21 protein-coding genes and 1 pseudogene are annotated in these 18,650 nt (G+C 70.5%); 11 read left to right on the top strand and 11 right to left on the bottom strand.

What is annotated here, in order from left to right; genetic code table 11:
• Window positions 1-78: 78 nt before the first annotated feature.
• Both HNQ79_RS25085 and HNQ79_RS25090 read right to left on the bottom strand, forming a co-directional pair.
• Complete coding sequence (locus HNQ79_RS25085) at window positions 79-1,548, bottom strand: family 43 glycosylhydrolase (RefSeq protein ID WP_185034815.1); 1,470 nt, start codon at window positions 1,546-1,548, stop codon at window positions 79-81.
• A complete protein-coding gene (locus HNQ79_RS25090) occupies window positions 1,530-2,498 on the bottom strand; it encodes an arabinan endo-1,5-alpha-L-arabinosidase (protein WP_229923506.1) in 969 nt (322 codons plus the stop codon). The genes HNQ79_RS25085 and HNQ79_RS25090 overlap by 19 nt, the downstream gene beginning before the upstream one ends.
• Window positions 2,499-2,885: 387 nt before the next feature.
• On the opposite strand from HNQ79_RS25090, the pseudogene HNQ79_RS25095 reads away from it, so the two are divergent.
• The 4 genes and pseudogenes from HNQ79_RS25095 to HNQ79_RS25110 form a co-directional block, all read left to right on the top strand.
• Window positions 2,886-3,109, top strand: a pseudogene (locus HNQ79_RS25095) (hypothetical protein); the annotation flags it as partial.
• Between the two features lie 354 nt (window positions 3,110-3,463).
• Window positions 3,464-3,667 carry a cold-shock protein gene (locus tag HNQ79_RS25100; RefSeq protein ID WP_042169227.1) on the top strand — a complete coding sequence of 68 codons (204 nt, stop codon included), beginning with the start codon at window positions 3,464-3,466 and terminating at the stop codon, window positions 3,665-3,667.
• Between the two features lie 355 nt (window positions 3,668-4,022).
• A complete protein-coding gene (locus HNQ79_RS25105) occupies window positions 4,023-4,427 on the top strand; it encodes a CBS domain-containing protein (protein ID WP_185034819.1) in 405 nt (134 codons plus the stop codon).
• Window positions 4,428-4,479: 52 nt separating this feature from the next.
• Entirely contained in the window at window positions 4,480-4,788 is a 309-nt protein-coding gene (locus HNQ79_RS25110; protein ID WP_185034821.1) for an SCO5918 family protein, read from the top strand.
• A gap of 125 nt (window positions 4,789-4,913) precedes the next feature.
• Here the strand turns inward: HNQ79_RS25110 and HNQ79_RS25115 are convergent, their stop codons facing one another.
• A complete protein-coding gene (locus tag HNQ79_RS25115; RefSeq protein WP_185034823.1) occupies window positions 4,914-5,315 on the bottom strand; it encodes an ATP-binding protein in 402 nt (133 codons plus the stop codon).
• Between the two features lie 243 nt (window positions 5,316-5,558).
• Window positions 5,559-5,942: an STAS domain-containing protein gene (locus HNQ79_RS25120; RefSeq protein ID WP_185034824.1), complete on the bottom strand. Its 384-nt coding sequence runs from the start codon at window positions 5,940-5,942 to the stop codon at window positions 5,559-5,561.
• Between the two features lie 472 nt (window positions 5,943-6,414).
• Here HNQ79_RS25120 and HNQ79_RS25125 point away from each other — a divergent pair, with 472 nt between their 5' ends.
• The gene (locus HNQ79_RS25125; protein WP_229923472.1) at window positions 6,415-7,983 is read left to right on the top strand and encodes a GMC oxidoreductase; all 1,569 of its coding nucleotides are present in this window, start codon (window positions 6,415-6,417) and stop codon (window positions 7,981-7,983) included.
• A 34-nt stretch (window positions 7,984-8,017) separates the two neighbouring features.
• Here HNQ79_RS25125 and HNQ79_RS25130 read toward each other — a convergent pair whose 3' ends face one another.
• From HNQ79_RS25130 to HNQ79_RS25140, 3 genes are read right to left on the bottom strand one after another with little or no spacing between them, the layout of a single operon-like run.
• A complete protein-coding gene (locus HNQ79_RS25130) occupies window positions 8,018-9,241 on the bottom strand; it encodes a beta-ketoacyl-[acyl-carrier-protein] synthase family protein (RefSeq protein WP_185034828.1) in 1,224 nt (407 codons plus the stop codon).
• A complete protein-coding gene (locus HNQ79_RS25135) occupies window positions 9,238-9,513 on the bottom strand; it encodes a phosphopantetheine-binding protein (protein ID WP_185034830.1) in 276 nt (91 codons plus the stop codon). The genes HNQ79_RS25130 and HNQ79_RS25135 overlap by 4 nt, the downstream gene beginning before the upstream one ends.
• 41 nt (window positions 9,514-9,554) lie before the next feature.
• Complete coding sequence (locus HNQ79_RS25140; protein ID WP_185034832.1) at window positions 9,555-10,679, bottom strand: SDR family oxidoreductase; 1,125 nt, start codon at window positions 10,677-10,679, stop codon at window positions 9,555-9,557.
• 290 nt (window positions 10,680-10,969) lie between these two features.
• Between HNQ79_RS25140 and HNQ79_RS25145 the strand changes: the two genes are divergently transcribed.
• The 4 genes from HNQ79_RS25145 (at window position 10,970) to HNQ79_RS25155 (ending at window position 13,597) form a co-directional block, all read left to right on the top strand.
• Complete coding sequence (locus HNQ79_RS25145) at window positions 10,970-11,278, top strand: hypothetical protein (protein WP_185034834.1); 309 nt, start codon at window positions 10,970-10,972, stop codon at window positions 11,276-11,278.
• On the top strand, window positions 11,275-12,138 hold the full coding sequence (locus HNQ79_RS33965; RefSeq protein ID WP_229923471.1) for an MFS transporter: 864 nt from the start codon (window positions 11,275-11,277) through the stop codon (window positions 12,136-12,138). Before HNQ79_RS25145 ends, HNQ79_RS33965 begins: the two co-directional genes overlap by 4 nt.
• Complete coding sequence (locus HNQ79_RS33970; RefSeq protein WP_229923470.1) at window positions 12,099-12,596, top strand: MFS transporter; 498 nt, start codon at window positions 12,099-12,101, stop codon at window positions 12,594-12,596. The genes HNQ79_RS33965 and HNQ79_RS33970 overlap by 40 nt, the downstream gene beginning before the upstream one ends.
• Window positions 12,597-13,033: 437 nt before the next feature.
• Window positions 13,034-13,597 (top strand): GNAT family N-acetyltransferase, encoded by a 564-nt coding sequence (locus HNQ79_RS25155; RefSeq protein ID WP_185035020.1) that lies wholly within the window; start codon window positions 13,034-13,036, stop codon window positions 13,595-13,597.
• 50 nt (window positions 13,598-13,647) lie between these two features.
• Here the strand turns inward: HNQ79_RS25155 and HNQ79_RS25160 are convergent, their stop codons facing one another.
• From HNQ79_RS25160 to HNQ79_RS25175, 4 genes are all read right to left on the bottom strand, one after another.
• Window positions 13,648-14,547 carry an alpha/beta fold hydrolase gene (locus tag HNQ79_RS25160; protein WP_185034836.1) on the bottom strand — a complete coding sequence of 300 codons (900 nt, stop codon included), beginning with the start codon at window positions 14,545-14,547 and terminating at the stop codon, window positions 13,648-13,650.
• Window positions 14,548-14,563: 16 nt separating this feature from the next.
• Window positions 14,564-15,796 carry a beta-ketoacyl-[acyl-carrier-protein] synthase family protein gene (locus HNQ79_RS25165; protein ID WP_185034838.1) on the bottom strand — a complete coding sequence of 411 codons (1,233 nt, stop codon included), beginning with the start codon at window positions 15,794-15,796 and terminating at the stop codon, window positions 14,564-14,566.
• Entirely contained in the window at window positions 15,793-16,029 is a 237-nt protein-coding gene (locus HNQ79_RS25170) for an acyl carrier protein (RefSeq protein WP_185034840.1), read from the bottom strand. The genes HNQ79_RS25165 and HNQ79_RS25170 overlap by 4 nt, the downstream gene beginning before the upstream one ends.
• Window positions 16,030-16,331: 302 nt before the next feature.
• Window positions 16,332-17,351, bottom strand: coding sequence for a DUF389 domain-containing protein (locus HNQ79_RS25175; RefSeq protein ID WP_185034842.1), 1,020 nt, complete (start codon window positions 17,349-17,351; stop codon window positions 16,332-16,334).
• Between the two features lie 204 nt (window positions 17,352-17,555).
• Between HNQ79_RS25175 and HNQ79_RS25180 the strand changes: the two genes are divergently transcribed.
• On the top strand, window positions 17,556-17,954 hold the full coding sequence (locus tag HNQ79_RS25180; protein WP_185034843.1) for an SHOCT domain-containing protein: 399 nt from the start codon (window positions 17,556-17,558) through the stop codon (window positions 17,952-17,954).
• A 166-nt stretch (window positions 17,955-18,120) separates the two neighbouring features.
• The gene (locus HNQ79_RS25185; RefSeq protein WP_185034845.1) at window positions 18,121-18,552 is read left to right on the top strand and encodes a hypothetical protein; all 432 of its coding nucleotides are present in this window, start codon (window positions 18,121-18,123) and stop codon (window positions 18,550-18,552) included.
• The last annotated feature ends 98 nt before the right edge of the window (window positions 18,553-18,650 follow it).

Raw genomic sequence — 18,650 nt, forward strand, 5'->3', positions numbered from 1 at the left:
CCGGACCGGCACGCCCCCGGACCGCCCCGCAACGGCTCCTGCCGGGGAAGAGGTGGGCGCGTCGGTCCGGCGTGCGGGTCAGGCCGGTTTGAGCTGCCACTGCTGGCAGCCGTTGCCGAGCCAGGACCACTGGCGCACGTCGGCTCCGTCCGCCGTCGAGCAGCCGGCGACGTCGGCCACCTTGCCGGTGGCCTGATTGGTCACGCGGATCCAGCCCGCGTCCGTGGTGATGAGGCGGAACCTCTGGCAGGTGTTGTTCAACCACGACCACTGGCGCAGAGCGGCGCCGTCGGCGGCCGAGCAGTCGGCGGTGTCGAGGACCTTGCCGCTGCCCACGTTCACCAGGCGGCTGGTGTCGTCGGCCAGGTCTTCGATCCGCCACTTCTGGTTGCTGCCGCCGCCGCAGGTCCGCTGCTCGACGTTGCCGCCGTCCGCGGTCGAACCGCCCGCCACCTCGAGGCACTTGCCGCTGTTGCGGTTGGTGAGGGTGTACGCCGTCGGGGTGGCAGCGCTCTCGCCCGAGGGGCCGGGCAGTGTGGTGCCGAGCGCGACCGGCTTGCCGAACTTCGGGGTGCCGTCGGCGTTCCAGGTGAACTTCTGCGCCCTCGTCGTACGGCCGTTGTCACAGCCGTCGGACGCGGCGTCGTTGGCGTGGTAGACGATCCAGTCCTCGGTTCCGTCCGGCGACTTGAAGAAGCCGTTGTGGCCGGGGCCGTACACGCCCGCCGCGTCGTCGCGCTGGAGGACGGGCGTGGGCTTCTTGATCCAGGAGGAAGCGGCGAGCGGGTTCGGGCCGGTGAGTTCGAGCTGCCCCAGCTTGTAGTCGGGGGTCATGCAGCCGCTCGCGGAGAAGATCACGAAGGTTCTGCCGCCGCGCTGGAGCACCTCCGGTGCTTCGTTGACGTTCGAACCCACCTTCTCCCATGCGTGGGTGGGCGAGGCGATGGTGGTGAACGCGCCGCTCACCGTGTACGGGTTGGACATCGGGGCGATCAGCACGTTCTGGTTGCTGCCCTGCCAGGCGCTGGCCAGCAGGTACAGCTTGCCGCCGACGGTCATGACGTTGCCGTCGATGAGCCAGCCGCTCAGCGAGGAGTGCTGCAGACGGTTCTTGTAGTGGTAGGGGCCCTGTGGATCGGACCCGCTGCTCTCCAGTACGTGCAGGCGCTGCGAGCCGAACTCGGTGCTTTCCTCGCCGGCGGTGTAGTAGAGGTACCAGCGGCCGTCGGCGAAGTACAGCTCCGGCGCCCATATGTTGCAGCAGCGAGAAACGTTGTCGGCCTTGCCGTCCCACACCTGCACGCTCGGCGCGGTGGCGAGCCCCGCCAGGGTGGGCGACTTGCGCATGGTGATGACGTGGGTCCAACTCGTGGTCACCAGGTAGTAATTGCCCTGGTGGTAGGAGATCCAGGGGTCGGCGCCCTTCTGGGTCTTGACCGGGTTCGTGTACGGGCGGCCCTCGGCGGCGGGCGCGGACTGTGCGGCGCCGGTGCCCAGACCGATGCCCAGGACGAGGGCCATCAGCAGGGTCAGTAGGCGACGGGCCATCCCGAGCTCCAGTTCAAGAGGTTGACGCCGAGCTTGGGAGTGCCGTTGTCCAGGCCGTCGTAGTAGTGGTAGACGAGCAGGTCACCGTCGGTGTCCTTGAGGACCGACTGGCCACCGGGGCCGATGTAGCGGCCGTGGCTCTCCTGGACCGGTGTACCGCCGTTGTTCATCATGGCGACGCCGTTCCTGTCGACGTACGGGCCGGTGACCTTGGTGGAGCGGCCCACCTTGATCTTGTAGGTGGAGCTGGTGCCCGCGCAGCACGTGTCGTACGACGCGAAGAGGTAGTAGTAGCCGCCCCGCTTGACGATGTAGGGCGCTTCGACGGCCTTGGTTCCGGTGGGACGCGAGGCGAGCGGACGCCGAGCAGTGTCGCCGGTGTGCTGCTTGCCCGTCGCGGGGTCGACCCTGATCAGCTTGATCCCGGTCCACCACGAGCCGAAGGACAGCCACCACGTGCCGTCGTCGTCCACGAAGAGGTTGGGGTCGATGGCGTTGTAGTCGCTGGACGTGGTCGAGGTGTAGACGGCCCCGCGGTCGCTCCAGGAGCCGGCCTCGCCCGTGGTGGAGGTCGCCAGGCCGATGGCCGACTTGTTCGAGCCGAACGAGGAGACGGAGTAGTACATCAGGTACTTGCCGCCGTGGTACGAGATGTCCGGCGCCCAGACGTCCCCGGTGGAGTTGTAGTTGTTCCACCAGCTCGGCCGGGCGGGGAAGGCGGAGCCGCTCCGGCCGAAGGCGATCCGGTCGGTGGAGGTGCGCAGTTGCAGGCCGTCGCCGGTGGAGTAGAGCAGGTACTTGCCCGTGGAGGTGCGGACCATGGACGGGTCGTGGACGACGGTGTCGCCGGTGACGCGGCCGGGGTTGGGGTAGGCGACGGCATTGCTCGGGACGAGGGCGAGCAGCGCGGCGACGGGCAGAGCGACGAGGGCTCTGCGCCGCACGGAAATTCGGGTGCGTCTGGGGGTGCTGCCGGGGGTGCGGTTCACTCGGGTCTCCTTCGATGGTGGCGGCCGTCGCCGAAGCTGTCCGATATACCGAACGGCGATCGCGTTGTCGGACGAGACCGTAGGACCAAGGCGCATGCGCGTCAACGCTTCTCACAGGCACCTTCGACCGGCCCCTGCGTCCCACGCCGCGCGCAACACCCCCACAGCAGCGGGTGATTGCCACCGACCGGCCTTCGCGCGAGAGACCGCGGACGGGGTACCGACCGGCTCGTGACGCAGCACGAGCACGGGCGCGGCGCAACCCGGCATTCCCCCCCCACCGGCGGGGCACGCCCTCAGAAGACCTGCGACGCGTGACCGGTTCCGCCCGAAGCCGCGCCCGGCGTCGCCACGTCCACCAGCGACTACAACGCCATCGACCCCGACCTCTTCGTGACGACGACGGCAAGTGGTGGCTGGCCTGGGCCACCAGCCCCGCCGGCCCCTATTACGACCGCAACGGCGACGAGGACGTGCTCGTCTACCACTACTACGACGGCCGCGACGGCGGCGCTTCCAAGCTCGGCCTCAACCTGCTGAAGTGGGACGGCGGTTGGCCCGCCGCCTACTGATGGGCCCGGAGCGGGGGCCGGGCCCGGCCCATGTGGCGGCCGGAGCCCGGCCCGCGCTCATACGGCACGCGTTCTCAATTATCTGCAACCGTGGGAGCAGAGTTTAACGAATGGGCCGGTCAGAGTTTTTGCCGTGCTGAGCAGGGTGGAAATACGCACCCCGCGCGGCCCTTTGCGGCGTGCTACTGTCGGTCTCAGTTGCAGTTGTGGTTCCCAAACTTCAAGTGCCCTCACTGGCTCCGGCCGGTGGGAGCGCTTTTGTATTTCCGGTCATTTCCGGTCGGGGCAATCATCACGGCGACACGGCGTCCGTGCAGTGCGGATTCCGATGTACTGCCCCAAAGGAGACATGAAATGGCTACTGGCACCGTGAAGTGGTTCAACGCAGAAAAGGGCTTCGGCTTCATCGAGCAGGACGGTGGCGGCGCCGACGTGTTCGCCCACTACTCGAACATTGCCGCCCAGGGCTTCCGTGAGCTGCTCGAAGGCCAGAAGGTGAACTTCGACATCGCTCAGGGCCAGAAGGGCCCGACGGCCGAGAACATCGTTCCGGCCTGACGCTGACGCGCACTCTGTAGCTGGGGCCCGCATCCTTCGGGGTGCGGGCCCCAGCTGCATGCATTTCCCGTAACGGGTTCCACCGCCGTCGCAGCGCCGAGGAATCCGCAGTCGCAGATCCATGGTTCCGCCCGCAGGACACGGCCTCCCCCTGGGAATTGCGCAACAATCGAGGCCCCGTTTCCCCACCGCGGGGTCACTCATTTCAGTACCTGTATGCGCGTGCTTCCTCCCGCCACCGTTCGTATGTGCCATTCGTTACGCAGGTCATCACTGCGGAGGCCGTCCGTCGTCGACGCGCCGGCCTGGATCCTCCGTGATCAGGAAGCTCGCCCATCTCCGTAGGAGGCTCATTTTGACGCTGGTCCACGCACAGCCCCGCCCGACGCACGCCCAGCCCGCACCCAGGCGGGTGGCCGAGGTCATGGACACGGCCGGGCCCCAGGTCTGTGACGACATGAGTGTCGAAGTGGCGCTGTCCGTCATGACTGCGGCCCGCACGGGACGACTGGTCGTCTGCGACCAGGACGGTCAGTGCACCGGCCTGGTCACCCGGCCCGAACTCACCGCCGTCCGCGACGGCTCCGCCTACAGCGACCGCGTCCGCCTGCGCGACATCCTCGGAGAGCACGGAGCTTTCACCTCCCCCGTGACCCCCATGGCCGACGCCGAGCACGCGATGCGCTCCCGTCGGCTCGGTGCCCTGCCGGTGGTCGACAGGCAGGGTGGCGCACTGGGCCTCCTCGCCCTCTCCCGCTGAGCCGTCCCGCCCCCCGGGTCCAACCGCTCTTCCCTTCTCCCTGTGAGGCCACATGCGCTGCGTCATCGCCCGCTTCCCCTTCGACCTCACCAAGAGCGGCGTGCTGGAAACGATGAAGGGCATCAAGCCCGAACGGGGCACAGGCGAGTCCGTGATCATCGGCCGCCGCAACTACCCCGTCAAGCAGGTCGGCCAGGTCATCACCCGCCAGGACCGGCGTGACTTCAGCGCCGGCGAAGTCCTCCGGGCCATGGCTCGGCTCGGCTTCACCTGCCGCACTCTGCCCGCGGCCGCACCCACACGCGTCCTCGGCGCGCTCCAGCGCGTCTCCGTGCCGCTCGGCACCCCCGTGTCCGTCTGACCGAGGGAACGCGCACGAGGCGATGTATGCACAGCAGTTGGGCCCGACCGGCGCGCGCCGGTCGGGCCCACAGCCCGTTGAGGGGGGCGTCACGGACACTGCGCACCTTCTTCGCACCATTGTGGTCAGTGGAGGTTGAGGTGGACGGTGACGCGCTTGCCCGCGGGTTCGAGGGTCACGTCCACCGATCGGCATAGCATCCGGACGATTTCCAGGCCGTGTTGGCCGATCCGGCGGGGGTCGTGGGCCCGGCTCACCGGGAGTGCCGGGGTGGTGTCCGCCACCGTGATCAGCAGTACCTCGTCCTGCACTTGGAGTTCGAGCAGTATCCGGCCCCGGGCGTACTTCACGGCGTTGGTCACCAGCTCGGAGACGACCAGCCGCGCCCGGTCGAGGAGAAGGACGCCCACCGAGGTTCCCGCCACGATGGCGCGCAGAAGGAAGACGGTGGTGAAATCGCGGGCCGCGCCTACGGCCCTGCTGTTGCTACCGTCGAAGACCCTGCTGACGGCAGTGACCGTTCCCATGGACGTTCCCGGCTTCTTCCTGGCCCCGGCCGGTACTGAGGGGCCGTGTCGCACGGCGAGAACCTGTGCCCGGGGCATCACAGCAGTCCTGCTGCTGCCGCGCGCCACGGGCTGCGGCCCGCCCGGCCGCGAAACCCCTGCCGAGTGGCAGAGGGGGCGGCGCGGGCACCACGGCGAGTACCCGTCCTCAGCCCGGGCAACCCGGAAAGGTCGACCCCGCTGCGCCGGGGCGGCACGAGCGGGTCACACCGGTGTGCCGGGCGCGGCTGCCGCCTCGGCCACGGTGAGGAACAGCTTGAGGAGCTGGTCGGTCCCGGTGATCTCCAGCAGACGCGCCACCTGCTCGGACACCCCGGCCAGCCGCAGATCCGTCAGCTGGTGGGCGCGCAGAAGAACGTTGAGGAAGGTGGAGTCCGCGAATTCCACCGCTGTGAGGTCCAGCACCACCACCGGGCTCTCCCCCGCCGCTGTTGTCACCGCCTCCAGCATCAGCGGGCAGGAGTCGAGGTCGAACTCGCCGGACACGGCGACCACGGGCACCGCATCCAGATCCGTGCGGGCGACCTGGCCCCCTCTGGGATCGGGGACGGAAGAACTGTCGGATATGTGCGTACGGGGTTGAGACATCACCCGAGTATGCACGCCCGCCGGTGACCTTCGGGCAAGCATTGGCCAAAGCCTTGCCGCGCGACCGCGGGAACTCCGGCCCGAACGCACCGGGATCGGCGACGCTCATCACGTGCTCGCGGGAAGTTCTGCGGGGCCCTGCCGAGCGCGATCGGGGAGGGGACCTCGCTGGAGCGGGCAACGATCGGGGACATCGCGGTACGTGAGGACCGAGCAGGGGGAGAGTGCTCCCGGACGTTGCCGGGACCCTGCACGTCGGCGGTGCGCGGCGTGGCGGCGTGAACGCTACCCGGTGACCTCACCGCCAGGGCGGTGACCTGAGCTGCCTACCCGTGTCGGTGCGCACGGTGAGGTCGTTGTCCGTCCGGCTGGGGCCCGCTCCGGGAGTGGAACGTGCCCTCTTCGGCATCGTCGTCGGCGGCATGAGCCGCCGCGCGTCTCGTGGCGCGTCACTCTTGGAGGACCTGTGTCTGTGTCGCGTCGTGGGCTGTTCGGTTTTGCGGCGGGCGGTTCCCTGGCCGCGTTCGGCGAAGCGGCCGCCGCGTCCGGCGGCCGCTCTGATCGTGACGTCCGCCGCGGGCACTTCCGTGCGATCGTGATCGGCTCCGGGTTCGGCGGTTCCGTGGCCGCGCTGCGTCTGGGGCAGGCGGGAATCGACACGCTGGTCCTGGAACGCGGCCGGGAATGGCCCGTCGCCCCCGAGCGTCATCTCTTCGGCTCGGCGCACGGCATCACCGACACCATGTTCTGGCGGCGCCGCACCACCCGGTGGCCCGCGATGCTTCCGCTGCCGGTACGGCCGAACCTCGGTGTCATGGAGGTGTCGCAGGAAGCCGGGCTGGACATCGCCTGCGCCGCCGCGGTCGGCGGCGGATCGGTGGTCTACACGGGCGTCACTCTCGCCCCGCCGCGCCGCTACTTCGAGTCCCTCTATCCCGGCGCGCTGCGCTACGAGGCGTTCCGCCGGCAGTGGTTTCCGAAGGTACGCGCCATGCTCGGCGCGACCCGCATGCCCGATGACGTCTACCGCTCCGCGCCGTTCACCCACTCCAGGCTGTGGGACCGGCAACTGCACCGCGCGGGACTGCGTACCTTCCCCCTGGACTCGACCTTCGACTGGGCCACCATCCGCGCCGAACTCGACGGCGCCGCACCGCTTTCCGCCACCGTGGGGAACTCCGACTTCGGCTGCGGCAACGGCGCGAAGAAGTCCCTCACCCGCAGCTATCTGCCAGCCGCCCTGGCCACCGGCCATGTCCGGCTGCGCCCCCTGCACGAAGTGATCTCCCTGCGCCGCAGGAGGCGTGGCGGCTATCTCGTGGGGGTCCGCCGCCTCGACGCCGGCGGAACGGTCCTCGAAACCCTTGAGCTGAGCTGCGAGATGCTCTTCGTGGCGGCCGGCACCCTCAACACCAACCGGCTGCTGGTCGCCGCCCGCGAACGGGGAGACCTGCCCGACCTGCCCGCCGGTATCGGCACCGGGTTCGGCGACAACGGCGATCAGCTGAACCTGCGCAGTCAGCCCCTCGCCTTCCACGGCGGCAGCCAGGGCTCACCGAGCGCCTCGGCGGCGTTCCTGCACCGCGAGTTCGGACTTCCGCTCCTGGTGGAAAGCTGGGTGCTGCCCACCTACTCGGCTCTCCCGGCGGTCATCACCTTCGGGATGACCGTGGATCACGACCACCGCGGGACCTTCCGCTACGACCGCGTCTCCGGCCGCGTCCACCTGGCCGACTGGACCGCCGAGAAGTCGGCCGCGGCTGCCCGCGCGCTGCGGTCCCACAGTGGCCGCGTCGCCGCCGCCAACCCGGGCACGCTGCCCCTCACGCTCAGCAACCCCTACACCTTCACCGGTCACCCTGTCGGCGGCTGCGTCATCGGCCACTGCACCGACCTGCACGGGCGGGTGCGCGGCCACCGCGGGCTGTACGTGGTCGACGGATCGCTGCTGCCGGGCAATGTCGGCGGCGCGAACCCCTCCCTCACCATCGCCGCACTCGCCGAACACGCCCTGGCCGGCATCATCGCCGCCGGTGGCTGACGGGAACTCCCGGGCGCGCGTCCCACATCCCCGGTTACGCGCCGGTGAGGACGAGGGCGGCGTTCTGACCGCCGAACCCGCTGGAGGTACTGAGGGCTGCGCCCATGCGGATGGGGCGCGGGGTTTTGTGGACGATGTCGAGGTCCATGGCGGGGTCGGGGGTGTCGTAGTTGGCGGTGGGCGGGATGATCTGGTGTTCCAGCGCCAGGACGGTGGCGGCGGCTTCGATGGCTCCGGCTCCGCCGACGGCGTGCCCCAGGACGCTCTTGAGGGCGGTGACGGGGGCGGGGCGCGGGAAGACGGTGCGGATCGCGCGGTCCTCGGCCGCGTCGTTGTGGGGGGTGGAGGTGCCGTGGGCGTTGAGGTGATCGATGTCCTGGGGGCCCATGTCGGCGTCGTCCAGTGCGGAGCGGATGGCTTGGGCGAGGCCACGGCCGTCGGGGGCGGGGGCGGTGAAGTGGTGGGCGTCGCAGGACGCCCCGTAGCCGGCGACCAGGGCCCTGGCCGGGGCGTGGCGGGCGCGGGCGTGCGCGGCACGTTCGAGGACCAGGACGGCGGAGCCCTCGCCGAGGACGAAGCCGTCGCGGTCGCGGTCGAAGGGCCGGGACGCGTGGGCGGGGTCGTGACGCCGCCGGGAGAGGGCGCCCATCTGCGCGAAACAGGCCGCCGGGATGCGGAAGCACATGGATTCGGCACCGCCGGCGATGGCGATGTCACAGCTGTCGGAGCGCAGCAGGTCGCGGGCGAGACCCAGGGCGGTCGTGCCGGAGGCGCAGGCGGTGCTGACGACGAAGTTGGGGCCCTGGGCGCCGAGGTCGAGGGCGAGTTCACCGGCGACCATGTTCGGCACGCTGCGGGGCAGGGCGAGTGCGGACACCTTGTCGGGTCGCCCGGAAGCGAGCTGGTCGAACTCGCGTTCGTAGTGCTCGAAGCTGCCGGTGCCCACGCCCATGATCACGGCGACCCGGGGGGCGGTCCAGGCGCCCGGGTCGAGGCGGGCGTCGGCGATGGCCTCACGGGCGGCGACCAAGGCCATCTGCGTGGAGCGGTCGAGACGCCAGGCGAGTCGTTTGCCCAGCAGCTCCTGGGCGTCGAACCCGGGGACGCGGCAGGAGAAGTCCTGTCGCAGACCTTCCAGATGGGGGTCGCCGGCCGCGGTGGACATACCGGCGAGCAGGGACTTCCAGGTGGCCGGTGCGCCGATACCGCCCGGGGTCACCATGCCGAGCCCGGTGACGGCGATGGCATCGCGCATCATGCGGTGGTGCCCGCCGTCGTGGGGATGAGGTCGGCCGCTTCCTGGGAGGCGTTGAGCTGGTCGATGACAGCGGCGACCTCGGCCAGGGTGGACGAGGCGGAGAGGCTCTCGGGGCGTTGTCCGGTGCGCTCTTCGAGGATGAGGACGAGTTCGAGCAGCGACAGGGAGTCCAGTTCGAGGTCCTCGAACGTTGCCTCGGGGTCCACCAGGTCGGCGTCGACGCCGAGGGATTCGGTGAGCACTTCGACGATCACGGGGTAGCTGACGGACATGGCGGTGCCTCCTGAGCGTGGGGTGGGGGGTCGGGTGGGGATCAGACCGCAGCGGGGACGGCGGCTCGCAGACCGAGACTTGCCCGGAGGTAGCCCGCGTCGAGAACGGCAGGCGGTGCGATGGCCGCGTGCACGGCGGCGTCGGTCCGGGTGCGGGCGTACTCACGGCGCAGCTGGGCGTGCGGCATCGCGCCCATGGCGATCTGCGTGAGGATCTGCTCGATCGTGCCCGGGGTCTCCTGCCGGTCCTCCTCAACGAGGGACATCTGCAGCCACGGACAGATTTCCTCCATCGCGTCCAGAACCCGGCGCAGCGGTGTCGCCGTCGGATGGGTGACGTGGAAGGTGTCAACCGGGCCGGTGGGCGGCTGTTCCGCCAGATGCACGATGACGTCGGCCGCGTACTCGACCTGCACGATGTTGAGGGTGGCGTCGGTGCGGCCGGGCAGCAGTGCCTGGACGCGGCCACCGGGGCGCGTGCCGGGGACCAGGCGCGCCGGGTCCCGGCGGGCCAGCCGCGTCAGCCGGGCCTGGGCCGAGGTGAAGGGGTGGGCGGGCGCGTCCGCGGGGCGGGGGGAGTCGGTGACCAGGACGCTCGGGCGGACGATCGTCACCGGCAACCCGTGCTCGTGGGCGAAGCGGTGGACGGCCTTCTCTCCCAGGAACTTCGACTCCTCGTAGGAGTTGAGGAAGCCGTGCCGGTCGGTGAGGTCGTGCTCGTGTGCGGTGCCCTTTAGCAGCCCGCCGGCCACATAGGCGGTGCTGACATGGAGGATGCGGGGCCGGTGAGCGGCTGCGGCGGCGAACTGCAGCACGTGCTCGGTGCCCGTGACGTTCACCGCGTGCAGGGTTTCCGGGGCACTGGCCATCGCGATGCAGCCGGCGCTGTGCCAGAGGTGCGTGACTTCTTCGGCCAACTCCCGGTGGGCCTGGGGGGACATCCCCAGTCGGGGTTGTGCCACATCGCCCCGGACCATGCGGAGCAGATCCAGATTCCGTGCGGGCAGCTCGGGGCCGAGGTCGGTCGCCCGCAGCGCGCTCGCCAGGCGCTCGCGCGCCGTGTCCAGCTCTCCTCGGTACAGGACGGCGACCGGTTCTCCGCGGCGCAGCAGCCGGACCAGCAGATGAGAACCGAGGAAGCCGGTCCCGCCGGTGAGCAGATGCATCACACGCACTCCTTCAGGGCCGTAAGTGTGTACGGCGGTGCTTCACGTTTGCCGGGCGTCGATCGCCGACCACCTTCCTCCGCCCCTCCCCCGCGTTGAAGGAACCACGCCGGGCGTCCCCCGGATGCCCCGTCGCGCTTCCGTAGGCCTGCGCCGCGCCGCCGTCGTGGCAGGACGCGCACAGGTGTGTGGCCGCGGTGCGCCCGGCGGGGCGTGTGCCCGTTCCCTGTGGCCCGTGCGGGTGACCCGGGGCCGGGCGACACGAGGAGGAGAGCCAGGGAACCGAAAGGGTGTCAGCACACGCCGGACGAGGCGCCCGGGGGAGCCTGCGGGCTGTTTTCGTCCCCGTTCGGCCTCGGGCGCCGGTCGGTACTGAGCGAGGCTCCGGCGGGCTGTTCGGCGGGACGCAGGACCCCTCGACGCCACTGGCGGACCTGCGGGCCTGGAACGATCTGGTGGCGGTGCCTGCCGAGCCGCGCCTGTTCCCCGGCGCGCACATGTATCCGGCGCAGGAAGTGGCGGGGCTCGCGGGTGAAGTGGTCCGCGGCCTCGACGCGGTGGCTCCCAGGGCGGCCCTGGTACGAGGCTCGGTCGCGTGACGAGGCCGGCGACGCCGGGCGCCCGGGTGGCGGCTGCTGCCGTGGTGTGCCTGGGACTGTTCATGCTGGGGATGGACCTGACCGTCCTGAACGTGGCCCTGCCGGGGCTGCAGCAGGACCTGGACGCTTCGTCGGCCCAGGTGCAGTGGATCGTCGACGCCTACGCGCTGGTGCTGGGAGGCACGGTTCTGGCGGTGGGTGCGTTCACCGACTCCTGGGGGCGCCGGCGCTCGTTCGTCCGTGGCATGACGGTCTGCGCCGTCGCCTCGGTCTGCGGTGCTCCGGCTCCCCAACCGGAGCAGGCGATCGCCGCCCGCTGCCTGCTGGGCGTGGGGGCCGCTCTGCTGATGCCGGCGACGCTGGCAATCCTTCACGACCTCTTTCCCGAGCCCGCTCTGCGTCGCCGGGCCATCGCCGCGTGGGCCGCCGTGGGCGGGCTGGGCGGAGTGTGCGGGCCGGTGATCGGCGGGTGGCTGGTGGAGCAGTCCTCCTGGCGTGCCGGGTTCCGGGTCAACCTGCCGCTCGCCGTGACCGCCGTCGTCCTCGCACTGGCTCTTGTGCCCGAGTCGCGCGCGGCCCGACCGTCGGCGTTCGACGTCCCCGGGGCCGTCCTGTCGAGCCTGGGCCTGACGGCACGGGTGTGGGCCGTGATCGAAAGCCCCCACCGGGGCTGGACCAGCGGCTGGGTGCTGAGCGCCTTTACCTGCTCCCTCGTGCTGCTGGCCGCGTTCCTCCTGCGCCAGTCGCGCGCCCGGGAACCGATGCTGCCGCTGCCGGTACTGACGCGCCCCGTGTCGGCGTGGGGGCCGGGGCGCTTGCGGTGGTGGCGTTCGCCGCGTTCGGATCCCTGTTCGTGCTGACCCTCTATCTGCAGGGCGTCCTCGGATACGCGCCGCTGGAGGCCGGAGTACGCACGCTTCCCCTGCCCGCCGGACTGGCGGTCGGCGCCGCGCTGTCCCTGCCCCTGTCGGCGCGCCGGGGCCAGAAGACCCCGATCGTGTGGGGGCTGTGGATCGTGTCGTCGAGTTTCGTCGTCCTGGCAGGGACCACCGCGGACTCCGGGTACGGGCGCTGCGCGCTCTTCCAGCTGGTCATCGTCGTCGGCTCGGGTCTGGTGGGCGCGGCGGCGACGGAGTCGGTCAGGGGTGCCGTGCCCGGACAGAAGACCGGGCTGGGCTCGGCGATCAACGACGCCACCCGGCAGATCGGGTCCGCGCTGGGCGTGGCGGTGCAAGGAGCGATCGTCACCGCCGTGTTCACCGCGCAGTTCAGCGCAGCGCCTCGCTGGCGCAACGCGGTGCCTCCGCCCACCTGCTGACGGTGGCCGACCGCAGCATGCTCGCGGTGCCGGGGGCCGCCGCACGCCTGGTGCCGCCGGAACGCGAGGTCGTGATGGCCGCCGCCCGGGAGGCTTTCACCGATGCGTTGACAGTCACCGCCGTCGTGGCGGGCACCGTCACCCTCCTCATGTCCGTGGCAGCGGCACGGTGGATGCCCCCTGCCATGGACAAGCCGCACCAGGACGCGCCGGAGCGAGAGGCCGTCGGTGGTGGGGTGGCGGATCAGGTGGCCGGAGTGCGGATCCGACCGGCGACGAGAGGGCACGGACGGGACGCCGGGAGCTGTTCCCGCGCCCTGGATCCTTGGCCCGCCGCTGGGGGCACCGACGCCCTGACGGGGCCCCGCTCCGACCGTCGTGGTGCGGCCCCGCATTCGCCGTGCTCAGGTCGGGGCCGTACTGCATATGATCCGTCGATGGACGCTCCCGTCATACTCCGGTCCGCCGCGACGCCGACCGCTCCCGCTCTTCTCCTTCGCCCCTGGTGCGCGCGGGACGTAGCCGCACTGGTTGAGGTGTACCGGGATCCCGTGCTGCGGCGTTGGGCGATCTCTCGTATGGACAACGAGGACGAGGGGCGGCGATGGGTGCGCGCTCAGGAGCGGAGCTGGGCGGCGGGCGACCGGTTCGCCTTCGCGGTGCTGGAAACGGCTCCCGACGCGTCGCCGCGGCTGGTGGGCAACGTGGTGCTCAAGGAAGTCGCATCCGGCAAGCCGTCCGCCGAAGTCGGTTACTGGACGGCGGCACGGGCTCGCGGGCGGGGCATCGCCTCACGTGCCCTGAGTACGCTCACCGCCTGGTCCTTCGAAGCCTTCCGCGCAGAAGGCCTGGAGTGCCTCGAACTCCTCCATCAGGTCGACAACTCGGCCTCCTGCCGCGTCGCCGAGAAGAACGGCTACCGGTTCGACGCAACCCTGCCGGCGGCGCCGCCGACCTACCCGCTCGACGGCCATCTGCACATACGGCGCGCAGCTGCCTGACCCCACCGCCGTCGCCGCCCTCAACGTCCGCAGCGGGAGGGCGTGTGCTGTCAGTTCAGGCTGGGCGCACTCTCCGACGGGACGAGGTGGAACGAAGCGGTACGCGGGGCGGTACCCGGGCGGGCCGGCGTCTCGGTGAGGAAGGACTCGATCAACGAGGTGGCGGCGTCGGCGCGTTCCATGAGGAGCATGTGGTCGCAGTCGGGAATGGTCACGAACTGGCTGCCCTCGATCGTCGACGCGAAGGCGCGCTGCTCGTCCGGCGTGGAGACGGTGTCGTGTTCGCCGGCGAAGACCAGGGTGGGTACGCCTGTCAGGCCGCCGGTGAAGGCGATGCGCGAACCGAAGGCACGGTCCAGGACGTCCTCGGACATCGGCTTGCGGAGGGTGCGCAGCAGTGAGCGCCGGAAGTAGCGCAGCGCGAGGTCCCGGCGGTGGATGTGGCGGCTCTCGTCCAGACAGAACATCTCCGCGGCGAGACCGGCGACGAAGCCCTCCTTGTCACCGGCGTCCAGCAGCCTGCGGGCGTCGGTGAACCGTGCGAGCTGGGCATCACTGATCCGGGCGGGGACGCCTCCGAGGAGGAGGCGGGCACAGCGCTCGGGATGGCGCTGGGCGTACCTGAAGGCGAAGACCGAGCCGTAGGAGTAACCGTAGAGATTGACGCGCGGCACGCGCAGATCGTCGACGACCGCGGCCAGCGCCGCGTCCAGGACGTCGATGGTGTGCTCGGGCCGCAGCCAGTCGGAGTCGCCCGCGCCCGGCAGGTCGACGGTGACCAGGCCCGCGACCTCGGTGACCGCGTCCTCCAACTGCGGCCAGTCGTACATTCTCTGGAACGCGCCGCCGAGCACGACGAGCGGCTCGTACTGAGGCGCGGCCGGCTGTACCCGCCGGTAGGCGAACTCCAGCCCGTCCACGGTCAGGGTACGGACGGTTTCCTTGAGCACGTCATGTTCCTTCACGTCAGGCCCGGGTGAGTACGAGTACGGCGTTGTGCCCGCCGAAGCCGAGCGATGACGATGCCGCGCACTCCAGCCGGGCGGGACGGGCGGTCCCGGCCACCACCTCCATGGGGACGCCCGGGTCCTGCACTTCCAGGTTCACCGTCGGGGGGACCAGCTGCTCCTCCAGGGCGAGGGCGGTCAGGGCGGCCTCGATGCCGCCGGCAGCGCCCAGAGTGTGGCCGGTCATGGCCTTGGTGGAGGTGACGAGCGGCCGGTCGCCGAAGACGCGGTACAGGGCGGCGCTCTCGACGAGGTCGTTGATGACGGTCGAGGTGCCGTGCGCGTTGACGTGGCCGACGTCGCCCGGGGCGAGGCCGGCATCGGCCAGTGCGGTACGCAGTGCCGCCTCGACGCCGGCCCCCCTCTCGTCGGGAGCGACCGGGGAGAAGGCGTCGTTGGACGACCCGTACCCGGCCAACCGGGCCCGGACCGTGGCTCCCCGGGCTCGCGCGTGTTCCGCGTTTTCCAGTACGAGCAGCCCGGCTCCCTCGCCGGTGACGAAGCCGTCCCGGTCGACGTCGAACGGGCGGCAGGCAGCGGCCGGGTCGTCCACCCGGGTGGACAGGGCCCTCATCTGACAGGTGCTGGCGTACACCAGGCGCGAGCTCAGGGACTCCGCCCCACCGGCGACGGCGATGTCGCAGCGCCCGGCACGCAGCCAGCCCAGCGCCGTGCCGATCGCGTCGGTGCCCGAGGCGCAGGCCGTGCTGACCGCCAGGCTCGGCCCGCGGGCGCCCAGGTCCTGGCAGACACTGCTGGCGGCGTTGCTGTTCACGCTCAGCGGCGCGACTTTCGGCGCGACCCTGCGGGCACCGCGCGCGGTGAGCACGGCCTGCTGCTCGTCGTAGTAGTCGAGGCCGCCGTGGGCCGTACCCACGACGACGGCGACGCGGGCGCTGTCCCAGGTGTTGGGGTCGAGTCCCGCGTCGGCCACGGCTTCCCTGGCCGCGATCACCGCAAGCTGGGCGAAGCGGCTGGTGAGCCGGGCCGTCGGGCCCAGCCGCGCATCGAGGTCGAGCCCCTCGACCGTGTACATGAAGTCACAGGGCAGGTCCCGCAGCGTGTCCGGTCGGCGCACCGAGGAGGGAGCGGTGGCAGAAGTGACTTCGACCCAGGTCTGTTTGGCAGTGTGGCCCGCGGCGGTCACCATGCCGATCCCCGTCACCGCAACCGCGCCGGCCGCCGCCCTCATGCCACCGCTGCCTTCTCGCACACGGTGGCGAGCAACTGCCCCACGGTGCTGCGCGACGACAGGGGCGCGTCTTCCAGATCGAGCCGGAGCTCGTCCTCGAGCACCAGCCGGAACTCCTCCAGTGCGAGGGAGTCGATCTTCAGGCGGTACAGCGGCACGTCGGGAAGCACGGAGTCCGGGGGGAGCCGGAACATTCCGGTAAGCAGGGTGGTGACATGCTCCGCAGTGTCCATCGACTGATGCTCCTTGCTTGACGCCGATCGGAAAACCTCTCGTGGAGAAACGTCGGCTCGCACACGAGGTAGCGCCGGTCAGGCATGGAGAACCCGTTCGGATGACCGAACTGTTCACAGTGGAGTCGACCGTTTGCGCGAGAGGGGCCGTGGTCCTTTCCACCTTGATCACCGCATGTCCGCTGGTCAGGTACTGGCGGCGGTCGGGCGGGGGCGGCCACGGGTTCGGGGGCCGGGGTGAACGGTTCGCACAGCCGGAAGGGGTGCCGGCCGTCCGGCGAAGCCGATGCGGCGGCCTTGGCTCAACTGCGTCCCGCTCCCCGCACGGTGCAGCCTCCCGTGTCCGCCGGGCACCAGTGCGTACGACCGCCGACCAGATGGATTTCGAGGTCGGCGTCCGCCATGCCGTTCCGGTCCAGGGCGGCGCGCAGCTCAGTGGGTGCCGGTTGGGGTGGCAGGCCGAGCACACCGATGACGACGATGCCGTTGCGGGCCTCCACGGAGGCGATCTGCCACTTGCCGGTGGTCGCCCACTCCTCGGCGACGGGCCGGGCGTCGGCGGCGAGCGCCCGGTCGCGGGCGACGGTCACCGTGCCCGTGGTGAGCGGCACCGCCACCAGCAGTACCACCGCGACCACCGCGGCCAGGGTGCGCCCGTGGAAGTGCCCCACGGTCAGGCCCGACTCCTGCGCCGTGCCCCGGACTCCGTAGATCAGGAAGACGGTGGTCCCGGTGGCCACGATGGCGGCCACGTTGGTCGCGAACAGCAGTGCCGACTCGCCGGCGTCGTGATAGCGGCCGACCGTGAGGAGCAGTCCGGTCACGGAGAGGGGCGGCACGAGGGAGATGGCGATCGCGACACCGGGGAGCGTGTCGGAGATGTCGGCGCGGACGAGCGCGAAGGCGCCGACCGTTCCCGTGGCCAGAGCTCCGAGGAGGTCGATGAGCCGAGGGCTGATCCGCGAGGAGACCTGGCTGTTGGAGGCGAAGTTGTCCGGCGGGGCGGCGATCCAGCCCAGCAGCATCCCCAGTGCCACCACGGCGAGCGCCCCGCTGATCACGAGTACCGCGCAGCGCACCACCTGCGACCGGTCGGCGAGAACCAGGGCCAGCGCGCTTCCCAGGATCGGTGTCATGAGCGGTGCGACGATCATCGCGCCGATGACCGTCGCGACGGAGTCGCCCACCACTCCCGCGCCCGCGATGATCCCGGCCAGCACGAGCAGCCCCCAGAACCGCGTCGAGCTCGGGCTGCGCAGCGAACGCTCGATGAACAGGGTGTCGGTCATCCGGCGTACGGCGACGACGTCCACTGAGGCCATGCCCGGTCTTCCTTTCTCCACTGACAGCTTCACCACAGGCCGGATCTTCCGCCATGCGGGGCAATACCGGATGCCGCACGGGCCGTTTTCCGAACTCGTCGGGGCTGCCCGGCCTTTCGGCGCTGTTCCTCCCGGAATGCGCCGCCGAGATACACGGGCGATACTTCGGTGCGCCGCTCGCCCTGCAAATGGAAAGAGGAAGTCGTGGAAAACTACCCGCTCCTGGATCTCTTTCTCACCATGATGTACTTCTTCCTGTGGATCATGTGGCTCTTCCTGCTGTTCCGGGTGGTCATGGACATCTTCCGCGATGACGACCTGAGCGGTTGGGGCAAGGCCGGATGGCTCGTCTTCTGCATCGTCCTGCCCTTCCTCGGAGTGCTCGTCTACGTGATCGCGCGCGGCCGTGGCATGGGCCGACGCGACGTCAAGCAGGCGAAGGAGGCGGAGGAGGCGCTTCAGGACTACATCCGTAGGACCGCCGCCGACGCGAGGGCGGGGACCGGCGGACCCGACGATCTGACCAAGCTCTCCGACCTGCACCGGGCCGGAGTTCTGTCCGACGACGAGTTCAACAGGGCGAAGACCAAATTGCTCGCCTGACCGGCGCCCGCACGCAACGCCCCTGCGGAATCGGTCCCTTGTTTTCAGGCATCGCGCAACGTGGGACGGTCCGCACGGGTGGGGAAGCGGTGGGCGAATGCGGCGCGCGCCGACGTCTGGCAGGTTGGCGAGGGAGTGAGTTCTCACCGGGAAAAGGAAGATCCCCATGAAGCGTGTTCTGGCCCCTGCTGCGGTTTCTCTCGCGGCGGTTCTCTCGCTGGCTTCTTGCTCGGACAACGATTCGAGTCCGAAGGAAGAGGGAACGAAGGCCGCCTCGGAACTCTGCACCGATCTGTCGGAACTCAAGGCGGACCAGGCCAAGCTCGCCGCCCTCGACCCGGCCTCCGCCACGAAGGACCAGGTGAAGGAAGCCTACGAGGCCGTCCAGGACGACTGGGAAGAGGTCTCCACATCGCTGGGGGACCTCGACAAGGCCAAGAGGGACGGCCTGCGGTCGGCCGCGGACGATCTGAAGAAGGCGTACGAGGACCTTCCGGGCGACACCAGCGGCAAGGACGCCCTGGCCAAGGTGAAGCCGCAGATCCAGAAGCTCGGCACGACCGTCCGGGAGTCGTCGCGCAGCGTCAACTGCGGCTAGTCCTCGTCGCACACGGCGGCGACGGAACAGGGGCGCGTCGAACCGGTGCCCCATGAGCCCCGGCCACGACCGCGGCGCCCTGCACACAGTGGTCCTGG

The sequence above is a fragment of the Streptomyces candidus genome (assembly GCF_014207445.1).
In the GTDB taxonomy this organism is placed as follows: Bacteria; Actinomycetota; Actinomycetes; order Streptomycetales; family Streptomycetaceae; genus Streptomyces; species Streptomyces candidus.